Here is a 15,907-nt window from a genome sequence, read left to right as displayed (position 1 = left end):
CTCCGGCGTGACAGGCCGGCACTCTAACCGACTGAGCTACACCCGCATCATCTTGACTTGGTTGAGGCGTTTCCGCCCCGCATCGAGCAGCAGCGCCGTTCGATGAGCGGCTAACTAAGCGGTTCGGATTGGGGTGTCAAGCGTGTTTGAAGACAAATCCGTGACGGAATGAAAATTGATCCACAGGGCAATAAAACGATCGAAATCGGAATGGACCAATGACGCCTGCCGCCACCGACCTATCGCCCCTACCCGATCATGCATTCGTCCATGCGCGTACAGGGAGGCTGATTCCGGATCTTCTTCCCTCCCTCCCCCCACGCGTCGTTGCCGGGGCGCCATACGCGTATTTTGTCCACAAGCACGAAGCCCGCTGTTTCAGGGGGTCGCGCAATCGCCAACAAAAAAAATCAAAAAAACGATACAAATGCTCTTGCGGTTTTTTTCGGTTACGCCTAGATCACGGCCACCGACGCGGCGGACTGATCCGGTCCAAACGCGGAAGGGCGATTAGCTCAGTTGGTAGAGCGCCTCGTTTACACCGAGGATGTCGGGAGTTCGAGTCTCTCATCGCCCACCATTTTCTCCAAAAGAAAAACATCACCGAACCTGCCGTATTTGTCGCTTACGTTATCGCGTGACGTTTGCGATCTGCCTTTCGTTCTGAGTTGCATTCGCTTTAGAACTCGGCCGTCAGCGGCCGGGAATCAGGGATTCGACGGCCCCGATCGCGATACCCGCCACCGTCACCCTCGCCTGAAGCAGCAAACCCTCCAAATCCCAACGGATCGATAGGCGCAGCGGCGCTAGCCGCCGCGATACTGCTCGTCGCTGACATGCTCCAGCCAATCCACAGCCTTGCCGTCGAGCGCTTCCTGGATCGCGAGGTGGACCATGGCTGTATCGGGCGCTGCACCGTGCCAGTGCTTTTCGCCCGGCGGGAACCAGACGACATCGCCCATGCGAATCTCCTGCACCGGGCCACCCCAGCTTTGCACGAGGCCACGGCCGGCGGTGACAACCAGGGTCTGGCCGAGCGGATGCGTATGCCAGGCCGTGCGCGCGCCGGGCTCGAAGGTGACGCTGACGGCGCGGACGCGCGCCGGTTCAGCGGCCTCGATTACCGGGTCCTGGCGTACCGTGCCGGTGAAGTATTCCGCCGGAGCGCGCATCGAAGGTCTCGATCCACCGGGTATGATGTCCATCTCTCGTTCCTCCGATTTTCGTATGTGCGCTCGTCGTCAGCAGAAATGCGCTACGGCCAACGGCCCGACATCATCCGCGAGCCTATCATAACCTGTGAATTGTCACAGTCGGGCAGGCCTCACGGGCGATCTCGCAAAGATGTTCGTGGTGCGTGAGATAGATCACCTGGCCGACACGCGCCATTTCGGCCATTTGCTCGAAGGCGCGGCCTGCGCGCCCGTCGTCAAAGGTCTCCATGATGTCGTCGGCGATGAAGGGCAGCGATTCGCGGGTGGCGGCAATTTCGTGATAGCCGGCGATCCTGAGTGCCAGATAGAGCTGGAAGCGCGTGCCCTTGGAAAGATCCTTTGCAAGCTTCGATCCGCCGCCAGCGGCGTTGGCGATCAGAAACTCCTGCCCCTTGTCAGATTGTGCCGACAGGCCGGAATATTCGCCACCGCTGATGCGGCTGAAGGTTTCCGACGCACGGCGCATCATGGCGCTGCGATGCTTCTCGCGGAAAAGTCGAAGTGCAGTCTCGGCCGCGATAACGCCGGCCCGAAGCCGCAGGTAGGCAAGCGCCTCGCTTTCGATCTCGAGCAGCAGCGTCCGCCGTTTTTGGTCGAGCGCGGCGACCGTGTCGCCGCCTTCGACAGCTGAGAGCGCCTTTTCCTTCTCCCGCATGTCCGTGTGCAATTCGCTGACGTCGCGGTCGGCTTCCTCGAGCGCCCCGTCGAGCCGCACCAATTCCAGCCGCACGGCCGCATCATCGAGTTCGGAGAGTAGCGCCTCGGCCTCAGCGCATTCGTCAACGCCAAGGCGCTGCGCGAGATCCGCTTCCGATTCGACGATGCGCTGGCGTAGCCGTTGTTGTTCTCGGGCGGCTTCAAGAAACTGACCTGCCTCGTCGAGCGTCTCACAATCGAAAAATTCAAGTACAAGCTGTGTGCGCCCGACATGAAATTCCTGCTCCGACCTCACACCACGCCGTTCATCCTCAAGGCGGGCGAGTTCCAATACAAAGGTCGCTCTGCGATCGGAAAGCCGCTGCGCCTCCGCTGCGCGCGCTTTGAGCGCCATGTAGGTCACGAGCGTATCGTCCACGCTTGGCTCTCCGGCGAGCTCGGCAATGACACTCTGGAAGGCAAGCTGGTCCTTGCGCATGCCGGCGATGCGATATTCGAGGTCGGCCTGACGCTGCGTAAGCTTGTCGAGTTCCTGCAGGATCGCAAGGATAGGGCCGACCTGAGCCGGCACGAGCGGTTCGTCGCGCGCGCCCAGCCAGTTCCTCGAGAGAAGCGCCGCCCATTGCTCCTGCCAGTCGGTCATCTCGCCCTCCGCAAGAGCAAGGGCCGATTGCCGGGCCTCAAGGACCATTTTGGCGCGCTTTGCCATGTCGCGGGCCGCACCGAGGCTACCGGCGAGCGCCTGTGCCTGCGACACCGCCTGTTCGGCGACCAGCAGAAGGCCGTCGAGCCGTTCCGGCAGGCGTCCCGTCATGTCGATTGCCAGGAGTTCATCGCGTAGCCCAGCGATTGCCTCGCCCTCTTCGGCATGGGCGCGATCGATCTCCATTTGCGCGGAGCGCAATTGTGCCCGTAATTCGAGTGCCCCATTGCGGACCACCAACCAGGTCTCCAGTTGCGGCAGGCTCGTGCCGCTCGGTAAGCCACAGTCAGCGACACCTGATGCCAGCAGCTCCGCCTGCATGGCCGCATCCGTCCGAGCTTGCCTCTCCTGCTCACGCAAGACGTCTACTCGCGCCCGTCGTTCGGCAATCGACAGCGCCAGGCCGCGCATGTCGGCAAGCCTGCTCGTCTCGGAGAGACGCATCGCCGTGGCTTCGTCGTCCTCGGCCATGACGCGTTCGAAGGCTGCTGCCGTCTCAACGACAAGCCGGGCCGTGTGCGCGCGCCAAGCCTCGTCACGGCGGCGACGCAATGCTGCGGCCGAACCGTCGTCCAGGGCGCTGCCGGCCGCAGAAATACCGGCAAGCCGCGCCTCGTCGCCTGCAAGCAGCTCCCGCTCGCCGGCCATGCGGTCGGCGAGACGTTCTTGACGCTCCTGCTGGGCCGCCATCAACCTGCGCCACCCATCCAGTGTCGCGGGTGCCGGAACACCGAGTGCGTGCAGATCGTCGACGCTTCCGGCAAATGGCTTCAGCAGCACGAGCTTGTCAGCAAGTTCCGCAGCCAGCCGAGCCTTCGACGCCTCGGCCACCTGCCTGCGCACGACACAATCCCTGCGTCGCGCGTGTGACACCTGCGCGGCAAGAGCGGAGACGTCCACTGCCCCCTGCTCCTCGAGCGTCGCCAGCTTGTGCTCGGCATCCCGGCTTGATTCGACGGTGATCTGCAGTTCCTGTCGAGCCGAGGCCAGGCGCTCGACGAGCGCAGAGTGCCGGCGGGCAAGATCCTGAAGGTCGGCTACCGTACCCGCCGGCAACAGAAGAGCTGCGGGGTCGCGGTCAGCGGGCTCGCCAAGCCGCAGCAGGCAGCCAAGTATTTCTGCCTCCGCCCTTGCCAGATCGTCCTGCCTGGATGGCATATCCCGCGCCGCAGTCACATAGCGCGCATCGAGAGCGGTCTCCTGAAGGGCTGCAAGGCGCTCGATCAGGAGAAGATCCGCCGTGTCCACCTGCACCGCTTCCAGCGCATCGCGGCGATGCTGCGTTTCACTGCTGTTCTGCTGCAGCCTGATCGCAATCTCCGTCTCCTGACGCTGGAGCACCGGCAGCTCGCTCACCCAAGCCGCGGGCGGTACAGGCAACGGCGGAGCACTCGCCAGCTCCGCACGAAGCGTCTGCAGCCGGCCGAAATGCGGCAGCGCTTCGATCTCGGCTTTATGGCGCGCGCGCGCCAGTCTCAGCTCGGTGCGACGCGTGTTCGCCTCGTCGTGACGTTCGCGTGCCTGCGTCAGCGCCTTGCGCAGGGCTGCATACTCCCGTGCATTGATATCGAGTGCATTGCGTTCGGTCCTGAGCGCGTCCAGCTCGGCCTTCAGCTCCGCAAGTTGGTGCTTGCGTGCCTGCGGCCGGTAGAAGGCGTCGGCCCTCGCTCGCAGGGCTGAAAGAATGGCCGCACTGTCCGGCAAGCCGGAGCTTGCGGAAAACAAGAGCGAGCCAAGCTCGCCTTCGCTCTTCAGGATCGCCTCGCCCCCATTCTCGATGCTCTCGTCGTCCAGCGAGAACATCATCTGGTAGGTGTCGCGATCGATCGCGCCGAGCGCTCCGGAAAACAGGTTGTCGGGCAAGGGCTGCTCGTCGGGGCCGACCAGCGAGTTCGTCTTTCGCTTGATCCGGAAGACGCGATCGCTGCGGCCAGCCGCTTCGAGCGTGCCGCCCACGCGCATCGTCTGGTATGGGTGCAGGAAGCCGTAGGGGCTCGAATGCTCGATGCCGAAGAGCAGGTCGAGGAAGCCGGAGAACAGGGTCGACTTTCCAGCCTCGTTCGGGCCGTAGACGATGTGGAGATCGGGCGTGCTGGGCACCCTGTCGCCGAAATCGAGGCGGCGATCGGTGAACTTGCCGTAGCGGACGAGATCGAGCGCGCTGAGCCGCATCAGTGGCCACCCTCGCCGGCGCCGCCGCCATGAAGATGGGCGAGCACCTCGGCGGTTCCCGACACGCCGGCTTCAAACGCCAGCCGCGCGACCGCCTCTTCATCCGGCGCCAACGATTGGCGAAGCTCGGGCGGAAGCTGTTGCAAAACATCTTCCACGGCAGCCAGCACGTCCTGGCGGAACCCGTGCGCCGGCAGGACGTCCGTTTCGACGAGTGCGGCCAGCTCTTCGACGGGATCGAGCATGGTGCCCGGCTTTTCGGTCCGGGCATTACCACAGGTGAGCTCGACCTTCTCGACCCAACATCCGGCGATGCCTGCGGCGATGTTGTCGATCTCCGCCCGCAGTAGGTCGGCGTCGCGGCGAAGGCGCCAGGCCAAGGGTGTCGCGCCGGCGAGCGCCAGACGCAGGATGACGTTCTCCGCCGCTGTTTCACCACAGATGCGTGAAAGTGCCTGCCTGACGGCATCGAGCATGTCGCGCCATTCCGTGATGCCCGTCAGATCGACGCGAAGGCGTTCGAAGCTGGCGATGCCGATCGCCCGCTCGGCAACACTGAGGCGGCCATCCTCGTCGACCGTGACGAGCGACACGCTCTTCACGCCGACCTCGTTGATGTCGCGGCCTTGCGGCATGCCCGGCATGACGATGAAGGGCTCTGCCGCATGGACCTGCCGCTGATGGATATGGCCGAGCGCCCAGTAATCGAAACCATGGGCAACGAGATCGGCGACGCTGCAGGGGGCATAGAGATCATGACCGGCGGCGCCGGCGAGGCTCGTGTGCAGCATGCCGATGTTCACCGCGCCGGGCACTGGCGGCTGGAAGGCCGGAAGCAGGCTTTCGGGCGCATGCGGGCTGGCGAAGCTTACCCCGTGCACATAGACGTCACGACCGCTTGCCAGCGTCTTGGCGACCACCGCCTTCGCCCTGCCCTTGAAGACGTGGGCCGATGGCGGCAGGGTCAGCTCATTGGTGACCTGTGACTGGGCGTCGTGATTGCCGCGGATGATGAAGACGCGGATGCCGTGTTCGTCGAGCCTGCGCAGTTCCCGGCCGAGAAAAAGGGCCGTGTTCATCGACGTCTGGCTGCCGTCATAGAGGTCGCCGGCAATCAGCAAGGCATCGGCCTCTTCGGCGATGCAAAGATCGACGATCTTGACCAGGGCCTGCCGTGACGCCCCGCGCACGATTTCTGCGAGATCGGCGTTTCTAAGGGCGAGGCTGCGGAGGGGCGAATCGAGATGCAGGTCTGCGGTATGAACGAAACGGAAGGGCATGGCCGACCATGGCCGCCCCGCCATCGCCCGTCAATCAGCCGTCATGCGTCATCCACTTGCGAGATGCGCAGCCTGCCGGAAAGCATATTTCGGACATCTGAAGTAAAGGCAACGCTAATACAGATGCGGCCGGCGGCAATAGTTAACATCGTCCACTCCAGACATCGCGGTGCTACCTGCAAATATCAGATTATACTCACTTTAATCGATTAGGGCTTTTGTAATATCTTGTTCGATAGGTTTGCCCCGGCTGCGTTTCACGCGCGGCCAGGCACCGGAATGATTCCTGCTTCGGCTATCCGCTCCGTCATGACGATCAAGAGCCGGAATGACTTAATTCAAGTACAGTTTTACGGACGGCCGTCCTTCCGGGGGTACCATGTCACGGCTCAAGATTTCCCACACGCTTATTGCCCTTTTCCTCGTGGTTGCCGTTATCGTCTCGGCACTTGCCGTTTCATCTCTCGGCGGCATCAAGATGATGAACGAGCGCAACAACGAGATCGCCACCACCTGGCTGCCGCGCGTCTCGCTTTCCCGCGCGCTCGAAACGCAGCTTTCCGATACCCGCATGGCGTTTGCGCGCCATCTGATTTCCCTGACCCCGTTTGAAAAGAAGGCGGCGGAGAAGGTCATCGGCGAGACCGTCGCAGGCTTCAACAAGCTCGCCGACGAATATTCGAGCCTGATGGTCACCGATGCCGACAAGGCAGGGCTCGACAATGTCCGGACCGCCTATCAGGCCTATCTCTCGGTCGCCGAAGGCATGGTCAAGCTCTCCAACAACCTCGAGAACATGAAGGCGCAGAGCGTCTTCAAGGTCGAGATGCGCGAGACAGAAGGTAAGGTCGACGAAGCGATCAAGGAAATGCGCGCGCTGAACCTCGCCGGTGCAGATGCCGCCGTAGCCGCAAGCTCGGCGACGCATGACCAGATCCGCATGATCGAGATCGGCGTCATCGCCCTTGCCGCCGTCATCGTGCTCGGCGCCATCCTCTATGCCGTGCGCGGCATTGCCCGCCCGATCCAGATCATCACCCGATCGATGGCACGCCTTGCCGAAGGCGACACCGACAGCAGCATCCCCTATGGCGCCCGCAAGGACGAAATCGGCGAGATGGCCCGTGCAGTCGAGGTCTTCCGCCAGGCTGCGATCGCCAATCAGCATCTCGAAGCCGACGCCCAGACGCAGCGCGCCAAGGCGGAAGCCGAGCGCCTGCGCGTGACGGAAGAAGCGGAAGCAGCAGCCCAGTGCCGCCTCCAGGAAGCAACCGCCGGTCTTGCCACCGGCCTGCGCCGTCTCGCCTCGGGCGATCTCGCCTTCCAGCTCAACGAACCCTTCTCGCCCGATTTCGAGCAGTTGCGTCACGATCTGAACCAAGCCGTCGCCCAGCTCGCCGACACGCTTGCCGCCGTTTCGGCAGCCTCGGGCAGCATCGACAGCGGTGCCCGCGAAGTCAGCCAGAGCGCCGACGACCTGTCGCGACGGACGGAGCAGCAGGCAGCCTCGCTGGAAGAGACCGCAGCCGCGCTCGACCAGATCACCGTCAATGTCGGCAATTCGTCGAAACGCACCCACGAGGCCCGCACCGTTGCCGGCCAGGCCAACGAAAGCGCCCGCAAGTCCGGCGCGATCGTCTCGGGTGCTGTCGACGCCATGGGCCGCATCGAGCATTCGTCGAGCCAGATCTCCAACATCATCGGCGTGATCGACGAGATCGCTTTCCAGACCAACCTGCTGGCTCTCAATGCCGGCGTCGAAGCTGCCCGCGCCGGTGATGCCGGCAAGGGCTTCGCCGTCGTCGCCCAGGAAGTGCGCGAGCTTGCCCAGCGCTCGGCCAACGCGGCCAAGGAGATCAAGGATCTCATCCGCAACTCCGCCGTCGAAGTCGAAAGCGGTGTCCGGCTCGTTCGCGAAACTGGCGAGGCTCTGCGCACGATCGAAGGCTTCATCGTCACGATCAACCAGCACATGGACGCGATCGCCGTCTCGGCGCAGGAACAGTCCGCCGGGCTTTCCGAAGTCAACACGGCCGTCAACCAGATGGACCAGGTCACCCAGCAGAACGCGGCAATGGTCGAGGAAGCCAATGCGGCAAGCGCCCAGCTTGCCCAGGAAGCCGGCCGTCTGCGCGAGCTGATCGCACGCTTTACGCTCGCCGAGGCCGGTGGTCACGGTTACGCCCAGTCGACCGGCGCATCGCGTTGGGCCGCCTGATCGCGACCCGAGGCGACGCGCAAACGGTCGCCGATCGCGAGAATTTCTTGCCGAACAAAGTGAAACGGCCGCCAGAAATGGCGGCCGTTTCTTTGTCGGCGACGGAGTTACCGTGAAACGCCGGAGGTTTGTGTCGACAAATGCGGCAATTATAACTATCACTAATGTTACTGCCATTTCACATGGCACCTCATGAAATTCCAGCGACGATCATGAAGAAGACATTCGAAGTATCCGATAGACTGTTCGAGCTTTACCACCGGGTTCACCGGCTGGTGAACGAATCGATGACCGAGGAAGGCGTGTCGCTGGCGCGCAGCAAGTTCCTCTTCTTCCTCAGCAAGCTCGGCCCCTGTCGCTCGACCGACATCGCCTGTGCGCTGAACTTCGCGCCGCGCACGGTCACCGAAGCGATCGACGGCCTGGAGCGTGACCGCCTGGTCATGCGCAAGCCCGATCCCGAGGACCGGCGCGCCAAGATCGTCTCGATCACCGAAACCGGCCGCATCGTTCTGGAAGCCGCCGAACATCCCCGCAAACAGCTGCTCGAGGAAATCTTCTCCGCACTCGACGATGAAGAACTCGACGCGCTCTATGACATCGTCGGCAAGCTGGTCGACCGGACGGACGAGATCCGCAAGCGCAAGGATGAGGCCGAAGAGGCAGCGCAGGTCGCGATCGCCCGCTAGGCGCGGGCCGCCTTTCGCAAATCACCAGTGCCGAAACAGAAAGAGGCCGGGACGTCATGTCCCGGCCTCTCCCGTTTTCTCCGGGCGGTAACGCTTACATCGCGTTGATGGCGCCAATGGAGAAGAACAGGGTTTCGCCGGAGGAGTCGTCGACGCCGTCATTGTCGGTGACGACATAGCCGTTGCCGGCGGCATCGACGGTGAAGCCTTCGACCTTGTCGACGACGTAACCGTTCAGCGCCTTCAGTTCCGGAATGAGGTCACGAACCTCTTCCTTCTTGACAACAGGCAGTTCACCGCCAAGGGCAGCCGGCTTCAGTTCCGACAGCGCAACGCGATAGATCTTCTTGAGCTTGGCAGCCTGGCCGATCAGGTTGTCGCGCTCGATGATGTAGGCGTAGTCGCCGTGGACGGAGATTTCCGACAGGCCGACCCAGCCGTCACCGGCCTTTTCCAGCGGGTAGCGCACCGCGCCCCATTCTTCGCTCTTCGGGTTGTAGGAGACGAGCTTGACGAAGCCCTTTTCGTCATCCTTCCACTCGCGCTGAACAGCCATCCACAGCGTCTGCTCGTCGCCTTCGCCGACAACGGTGATGCCCTCGAAGCCGAAGCGGGTTTCGCCGGCGCGCAGCGCTTCCGGCAGGGCGATTTCCTTCTTGATCTCGCCCTTCTTGTTCACGTGGAAGATCGCGTGGCTGTAGAGCTTGTCGGAGTTGCCTTCCGACGCGAGCCAGAAGCCCCCTTCCCCGTCATTGGCGATGCCTTCGATGTCGAGCTTCTGAGCCGGTGCGCCGTCACGGGTGATGGCGAGCGCTTCGGTGATCAGTGCCGGCTTCTGGGTAGCGTCGATGGTGAAGATCGTCGGCTGCGACGAATAGACCGAATCATTGACGGCGCGCAGGAAGCCGGGCTTGTCGGCGACGGCAACGAGACCGGAGAGCGCACCGAAGCCGATCGGCAGGCCGTCCTTCTCGGCGGAGCGGATCTGCGGATAGGCTGCTTCGCCCTCAGCACGCTCATAGATCATGACGTGCGAGCGTGCGCCGCCATCCTCGACGAGATCGACTTCGTTTGCGGTCGCAAAGAGATTGCGCGACGGGATCGCGACGGCGCCTTCCGGCGAAATGCCCGACGGCAGAAGCTGCAGCAGTTCGGGCTCGGCGCCCGTGTCCTTGTAGACGCCGACGATCGAAGCGCGCTCGGCCAGCACGAAGAACAGGTTGTCGTCGCCGAACTTCGCCGCTTCCAGGCCCTCGGGCTCGACGCCCTTGGCCGAAGAGCGCTTCTCGGGATAGTGGCCGATCGCGGCGACTGCATGCTCGAAGCTGGCGCCCGCCTCATAGAGAACCTTGCCGGTCGTGTCGAAGATGGTGAAGCCACGCGCGCCGCCTTCATAGTCGCCTTCGTTGGCAACGACGATGCGGTTGTCGTCAAGCCACTTCACCGCATCGGGCTCGCGCTTGCGGCCCGGCTGCTCGTCCTTGAAGGCAATCGCGCCGTTGCGCTTGGTGTCGATGTTCTTGAGGTCGACAGTGCCGGCAGAGAAATGCGTCTTCACCGTTCCCGTCTTGCCGTCGATGATGACGATGTGGTTGTTCTCCTGCAGCGTCAGGGCGATCTCGTCCTTGCCGTTGAAGGAAACGAATTCCGGCTCCGGATCTTCACCGGCGATTTCAGCAAGACCGGTCAGCGTCACGCGCTTCAGCGAACCGCAATCGGCAACACCATCCTTCAGCGACAGGATAACGAGGTCGCCGGCCGGCATCTGCGGGATCTTGCCATCGTTCAGCTCTTCATCGCGCTCGTTTTCGATCGCAATGGCAGCAAGCGTGCGGTCCTTGTTGACGGCGATCGAATCCGGCTGGCCGCCGAGATCACAGGTCGCATCGACTTTCTTCGACGCCAGATCGACGATCGCCAGAAGCCCCGACGGCTTGACGAAGCTCTCGCGCGTGTTGACCGCGACGAGTGCCTTTGCACCGGCGATGGTGACGGAGGTCGGCTCGCCGTCAAAGGAAACCGTGCCGGCTGCCTTGGGCGCCTTGGCATCGGTGATGTCGATCAGGCCGACGCGCTTGCCCGGGCTGTCGGAATAGACGAGCAGATTGCCGTCTTCGCTGGCCGTGATGATTTCGGCGGATGTCGGCGCCTTGCGCGCATCGCCTTGCGGCAAGTTATCGGCAACAGCAAAGGATGCAATGCGGTTGAAGACGGGCTCGGCCGCCGCAGGAAATGCTGCGGAGGCAAGAAGAACGGCCGCGAGCGCGGTCACGCGCGAAGTGATGGTCATGATATCCCCCATGTGCGAACACTGAAAACATGGGGGTTCTGCGCGATGCCGATGACAGCCGAATGACAACGCTCGGGTTTTACACCGTTCCGGTTGCGGGAGCGGCGCGCTCGAGCCGCATCTCGTTGCGCATGATGAACAGCGAAGCGCCAAGGATCAGCACCGCGCCGACCCAAAGATACCCCGTCGGCGCGTAACCGAAAACCAGCCAGCCGGCAAAGACGTTGAGCGGCAGCTTCAGGTCGTCGAAGGGCTGCACATAGGCGGCGTCGGCAACCGTATAGGCAAGCGTCAGCAGATACTGCGCGACGACGGTCAGGATCCCGGCGAGCAGCAGGAAGCCGAGCGCTGCGCCATCGGGCACGGTGAAACCGGCCGAAAGCGCCATGGCGCCGTTGATCGGCGTCAGAAGCACAAGCAGCCAGACCGTGATCGTTTCGGGGCGCTCAAGACTGGTGAGGCTCTTGGTGATGAGCGACGAAGCCCCCCACAAAAGCGCCGAGAGGATCGGCAGAAGAGCAGCCCAGCTGAAACTGTCCGACCAGGGTTCGAGAATGATCATCGCCCCGGCGAAGCCAACCGCGGTTGCCGCCCAGCGCGCCGCACCGACACGTTCGCCGAGAAACAGGCGGGCGCCGAGGATGATGAAGAACGGCGAGGTCATGACCAGCGCGATCGCCTGCCAGATCGGCACGTGCGCTAGCCCCGAGACCCATGCCCCGACCCCGAAGGCGGCCAGCACCACGCGCACGACGTGGCGCCAGGGATAGTCGGTGCGCATGGCCGACAGCCCGGCGCGTCGCAGAAACGGCAGCGAGAAGAGGAAGGCGAAGGCATATTGCCAGAACGCCATGGCGGTGGCCGGGAAACCGAGCTTCATCGTCAGCCATTGGGTGACGACATTGAGGCCGGCAAAGGCGATCCCGGCCAGAACCATGAAGCCGGCTCCGGCCATGGCGCGCGAGGAGGAAAAACCGAGGGAAGTCTGATTCATGTCATGCACCCTGAATGCGGACCAAACACAAATCAGGACGCATGAGCGCACGACACGACGCCGGGCATCCCTGCCCTTCGTGCCGGCGACCATTCTCTTTCATCCGGACTATGACCGTCGGCTCCGGAGTTGCACCGGATCTGCTGACCCTCCCCCCAAAAATCGAGGAGAGGCGCTCGCGGGCTTGGGCCATCTTCGCGTGCCATCAAGACGCCGCGCTCTCATGCCCTTACCGCCGGTGGGGAGTTTCACCCCGCCCTGAGAATGGGCAAGCCCTAGAGCAAATGGCGGGTACCCGCAAGGGCTGCCCCAAAATGCGAAAGGGTCCGGCTTGCGCCGAACCCTCGAATACCTGGACTGCCGGCCTCGTGTCCGGCCGCCAAGCAAATCTCATCAGCCGTTGACGGCATCCTTCAGGCCCTTGCCGGCCGTGAACTTCGGCACGTTGCGTGCCGGGATGTCAACTTCCGCGCCCGTGGACGGGTTACGACCCTTCGAGGCTTCGCGGCGCGAAACCGAGAAGTTGCCGAAGCCGACCAGGCGAATGTCGCCGCCGTTCTTCAGCTCAGCCTGGATGGTCTCGAAAACTGCATCAACTGCAGAAGATGCGTCGGTCTTGGAAAGTCCGGCCTTCTCAGCAACGGCAGACACGAGCTCATTTTTGTTCATGTTTCCACCCCTTTCAGATTGGTTCGAAACGACTGTGTTTTAAGGCGCGGCGGCTTGCGCTTCGCCCGCGTCTTGCCTTTCCCAATTGCGCCTAATCCCTTGGAATGCAAGGCTTGCAGGGCGCTTTTACAACAAAAAAGACCGGCCAATGGCCGGTCTTCCCAATTTTTCTGCAAAATGAGCGCCGCGCGAGCCGGCGGCGCCCTTTTTCGAGCACCCGTCAGTGGGCGATCGAAGAGCCTGCTTCGTCCTGCGAATCAACCGGTGCAACGGTTGCCGGCTCGTTTGCCGGGTCCCATTCGATCGGTTCCGGCATGCGCACCAGAGCGTGTTCGAGCACTTCGCCCATCCGCGAAACCGGGATGATTTCGAGCGCGTTCTTCACGTTGTCCGGGATCTCGGCGAGATCCTTGGCGTTCTCTTCCGGGATCAGCACCTTCTTGATGCCACCCCGAAGCGCTGCCAGGAGCTTCTCCTTAAGACCGCCGATCGGCAGCACGCGGCCGCGCAGCGTGATCTCGCCGGTCATGGCGACATCCTTGGAGATCGGGATACCGGTCATGATCGACACGATCGTCGTTGCCATCGCGACACCCGCCGACGGGCCATCCTTCGGCGTCGCACCTTCCGGCACGTGCACGTGGATGTCACGCTTGTCGAACAGCGGCGGCTCGATGCCGAAGTCGATCGCGCGCGAGCGGACATAGGACGCCGCTGCCGAAATCGATTCCTTCATCACGTCGCGCAGGTTGCCGGTGACGGTCATGCGGCCCTTGCCGGGCATCATGACGCCTTCGATCGTCAGCAGCTCGCCGCCGACCTCGGTCCATGCAAGACCGGTGACAACACCGATCTGGTCGTCACGTTCGGCTTCGCCGTGGCGGAAGCGCGGAACGCCCAGATAGTCGTTGATGTTGGCAGCGGTGACTTCGACCTTCTTCGCCTTGCCCTTGATGATCTCGGTCACGGCCTTGCGGGCGAGCTTCATCAGCTCGCGCTCGAAGTTACGCACACCGGCTTCGCGGGTGTAGGTCTGGATGACCGCCATCAACGCGCCGTCGGTGACCGAAAACTCCTTCGGCTGCAGCGCGTGGTCGCGGATCGCCTTCGGCAGCAAGTGCCGCTTGGCGATTTCCAGCTTTTCCTCTTCGGTGTAGCCGGCGATGCGGATCACTTCCATGCGGTCCATCAACGGCGCCGGTATATTCAGCGTGTTGGCGGTGGTGATGAACATCACGTTGGACAGGTCGTATTCGACTTCCAGGTAGTGGTCCATGAAGGTCGAGTTCTGTTCCGGATCCAGCACCTCGAGCAGCGCCGACGACGGATCGCCGCGGAAGTCCTGGCCCATCTTGTCGATTTCGTCGAGCAGGAACAGCGGGTTGGACCGCTTCGCCTTCTTCATCGACTGGACGACCTTGCCCGGCATGGAGCCGATATAGGTGCGGCGGTGGCCACGGATTTCGGCTTCGTCACGAACGCCGCCGAGTGCCATGCGCACGTATTCGCGGCCGGTCGCCTTGGCGATCGACTTCGCAAGCGAGGTCTTGCCGACGCCCGGAGGGCCGACGAGGCACAGGATCGGGCCCTTGATCTTGGTCGAACGCGCCTGCACGGCAAGATACTCGACGATGCGCTCCTTGACCTTGTCGAGGCCGAAGTGATCGACGTTGAGCACCTCCTCGGCATGGTTCAGATCGGTCTTGATCTTCGACTTCTTGCCCCAGGGCAGGCCGAGCAGCCAATCCAGGTAGTTGCGAACGACGGTGGCTTCCGCCGACATCGGGCTCATCTGGCGCAGCTTCTTCAGCTCCGCGTCAGCCTTTTCGCGCGCTTCCTTGGAAAGCTTGGTCTTGGCGATACGCTCTTCGATCTCGGCCATCTCGTCGCGGCCGTCTTCGCCGTCGCCGAGTTCCTTCTGGATCGCCTTCATCTGTTCGTTGAGGTAGTATTCGCGCTGGGTCTTCTCCATCTGGCGCTTGACGCGCGAGCGGATGCGCTTTTCCACCTGCAGGACGGAGATCTCGCCTTCCATGAAGCCGAGCGCCTTTTCCAGGCGCATCTTCACGCTGGTGGTCTCCAGCATTTCCTGCTTTTCGACGATCTTGATCGAAAGGTGCGAAGCCACCGTGTCGGCCAGCTTCGAATAGTCCTCGATCTGGCTGGCAACACCGACGACCTCGGGGGAGATCTTCTTGTTGAGCTTCACGTAGCTTTCGAACTCGGAGACGACCGAGCGGCTGAGCGCCTCGATCTCGACCGGGTCTTCCTCCGGCTCGCTCAGCGTGTGCGCGGCAGCTTCGTAGAATTCTTCGCGCGGCGTGTAGCCGTCGATCTTGGCGCGCGCGCGGCCTTCGACCAGCACCTTGACGGTGCCGTCGGGCAGCTTCAGCAGTTGCAGGACGTTGGCGATGGTGCCGACTTCGTAGATCGCGGACGGTTCCGGATCGTCGTCGGTGGCGTTGATCTGGGTGGCAAGCATGATCTGCTTGTCGGTGCCCATGACTTCCTCAAGCGCACGGATCGACTTTTCGCGGCCGACGAAAAGCGGCACGATCATGTGCGGGAAGACTACGATGTCGCGGAGCGGCAGGACCGGGTAGGTCGCGCTTTCAGTCGCCGGTGACGTTTTGTTCGTCATGTCATTTCCTTTCCGTCCCGATTTCGGGCCCGTTTCCGGGAGCCCTACAGGCACTCCCGGCTGTCATATTTTCCACATGAAAGTGGAGTGCAACCGCGTCCATTTCAAGGCTCGACGCAGACATCCACAAACTGTGGCCGGGTCCCTCTGACTACGCATCAATGCTGTTGCGGACCTTGCGACGGACTACAAGCTCTTGGACCGCAACCATTAAGGTCCTTCATTGAATCGTCACATCATTGCGTTGTTTGCGGCACTTTAGCAACAATCGAATTGTGAAATCTGCGCCCCTGCGTTCGTGTCTCAACAGCTAAGTGTGAAGACATGAAGTAGACATGAAAAAGCCCGCACGAGGCGGGCTTCTCAAAGGATATTTCAGG

9 protein-coding genes, 1 tRNA gene and 1 riboswitch are annotated in these 15,907 nt (G+C 62.5%); of the genes, 3 read left to right on the top strand and 7 right to left on the bottom strand.

Annotated elements, in window-relative coordinates; genetic code table 11:
• Positions 1-504: 504 nt before the first annotated feature.
• Positions 505-580 (top strand) — tRNA-Val (locus L981_RS02980).
• A gap of 226 nt (positions 581-806) precedes the next feature.
• Here L981_RS02980 and L981_RS02975 read toward each other — a convergent pair.
• The 3 genes from L981_RS02975 to L981_RS02965 form a co-directional block, all read right to left on the bottom strand.
• Complete coding sequence (locus L981_RS02975) at positions 807-1,205, bottom strand: cupin domain-containing protein (RefSeq protein ID WP_043611485.1); 399 nt, start codon at positions 1,203-1,205, stop codon at positions 807-809.
• Between the two features lie 85 nt (positions 1,206-1,290).
• Positions 1,291-4,746: an AAA family ATPase gene (locus L981_RS02970; RefSeq protein ID WP_043611484.1), complete on the bottom strand. Its 3,456-nt coding sequence runs from the start codon at positions 4,744-4,746 to the stop codon at positions 1,291-1,293.
• Entirely contained in the window at positions 4,746-6,026 is a 1,281-nt protein-coding gene (locus L981_RS02965; RefSeq protein WP_043611483.1) for an exonuclease SbcCD subunit D, read from the bottom strand. The genes L981_RS02970 and L981_RS02965 overlap by 1 nt, the downstream gene beginning before the upstream one ends.
• A gap of 379 nt (positions 6,027-6,405) precedes the next feature.
• On the opposite strand from L981_RS02965, the gene L981_RS02960 reads away from it, so the two are divergent.
• Positions 6,406-8,244, top strand: a complete 1,839-nt coding sequence (locus L981_RS02960) for a methyl-accepting chemotaxis protein (protein WP_043611482.1) — start codon at positions 6,406-6,408, stop codon at positions 8,242-8,244.
• 212 nt (positions 8,245-8,456) lie between these two features.
• Complete coding sequence (locus L981_RS02955) at positions 8,457-8,933, top strand: MarR family winged helix-turn-helix transcriptional regulator (RefSeq protein WP_043611481.1); 477 nt, start codon at positions 8,457-8,459, stop codon at positions 8,931-8,933.
• Positions 8,934-9,027: 94 nt separating this feature from the next.
• Here the strand turns inward: L981_RS02955 and L981_RS02950 are convergent, their stop codons facing one another.
• From L981_RS02950 to lon, 4 genes are all read right to left on the bottom strand, one after another.
• A complete protein-coding gene (locus L981_RS02950) occupies positions 9,028-11,235 on the bottom strand; it encodes an esterase-like activity of phytase family protein (protein ID WP_197067090.1) in 2,208 nt (735 codons plus the stop codon).
• A 67-nt stretch (positions 11,236-11,302) separates the two neighbouring features.
• Complete coding sequence (locus L981_RS02945; RefSeq protein ID WP_043611480.1) at positions 11,303-12,217, bottom strand: DMT family transporter; 915 nt, start codon at positions 12,215-12,217, stop codon at positions 11,303-11,305.
• 87 nt (positions 12,218-12,304) lie between these two features.
• Positions 12,305-12,487: riboswitch (FMN riboswitch) on the bottom strand.
• Positions 12,488-12,610: 123 nt separating this feature from the next.
• Complete coding sequence (hupB, locus tag L981_RS02940; RefSeq protein WP_034803616.1) at positions 12,611-12,886, bottom strand: DNA-binding protein HupB; 276 nt, start codon at positions 12,884-12,886, stop codon at positions 12,611-12,613.
• 220 nt (positions 12,887-13,106) lie between these two features.
• On the bottom strand, positions 13,107-15,527 hold the full coding sequence (gene lon, locus L981_RS02935; protein WP_043611479.1) for an endopeptidase La: 2,421 nt from the start codon (positions 15,525-15,527) through the stop codon (positions 13,107-13,109).
• Positions 15,528-15,907: the final 380 nt, after the last annotated feature.

It is taken from the genome of Ensifer sp. ZNC0028 (genome assembly GCF_000799055.1).
In the GTDB taxonomy this organism is placed as follows: domain Bacteria; phylum Pseudomonadota; class Alphaproteobacteria; order Rhizobiales; family Rhizobiaceae; genus Ensifer.
Note: the sequence above shows the minus strand (reverse complement) of the source record. Positions and strands in the feature narration are given on the sequence as shown.

Excerpts from the sequence above, each read along its gene's own strand:
- L981_RS02955 (WP_043611481.1), top strand. The coding sequence starts at position 8,457 with ATGAAGAAGACATTCGAAGTATCCGATAGACTGTTCGAGCTTTACCAC.
- L981_RS02970 (WP_043611484.1), bottom strand. The coding sequence starts at position 4,746 with ATGCGGCTCAGCGCGCTCGATCTCGTCCGCTACGGCAAGTTCACCGAT.
- L981_RS02975 (WP_043611485.1), bottom strand. The coding sequence starts at position 1,205 with ATGGACATCATACCCGGTGGATCGAGACCTTCGATGCGCGCTCCGGCG.
- hupB (WP_034803616.1), bottom strand. The coding sequence starts at position 12,886 with ATGAACAAAAATGAGCTCGTGTCTGCCGTTGCTGAGAAGGCCGGACTT.
- L981_RS02950 (WP_197067090.1), bottom strand. The coding sequence starts at position 11,235 with ATGGGGGATATCATGACCATCACTTCGCGCGTGACCGCGCTCGCGGCC.
- L981_RS02965 (WP_043611483.1), bottom strand. The coding sequence starts at position 6,026 with ATGCCCTTCCGTTTCGTTCATACCGCAGACCTGCATCTCGATTCGCCC.
- L981_RS02960 (WP_043611482.1), top strand. The coding sequence starts at position 6,406 with ATGTCACGGCTCAAGATTTCCCACACGCTTATTGCCCTTTTCCTCGTG.
- L981_RS02945 (WP_043611480.1), bottom strand. The coding sequence starts at position 12,217 with ATGAATCAGACTTCCCTCGGTTTTTCCTCCTCGCGCGCCATGGCCGGA.
- lon (WP_043611479.1), bottom strand. The coding sequence starts at position 15,527 with ATGACGAACAAAACGTCACCGGCGACTGAAAGCGCGACCTACCCGGTC.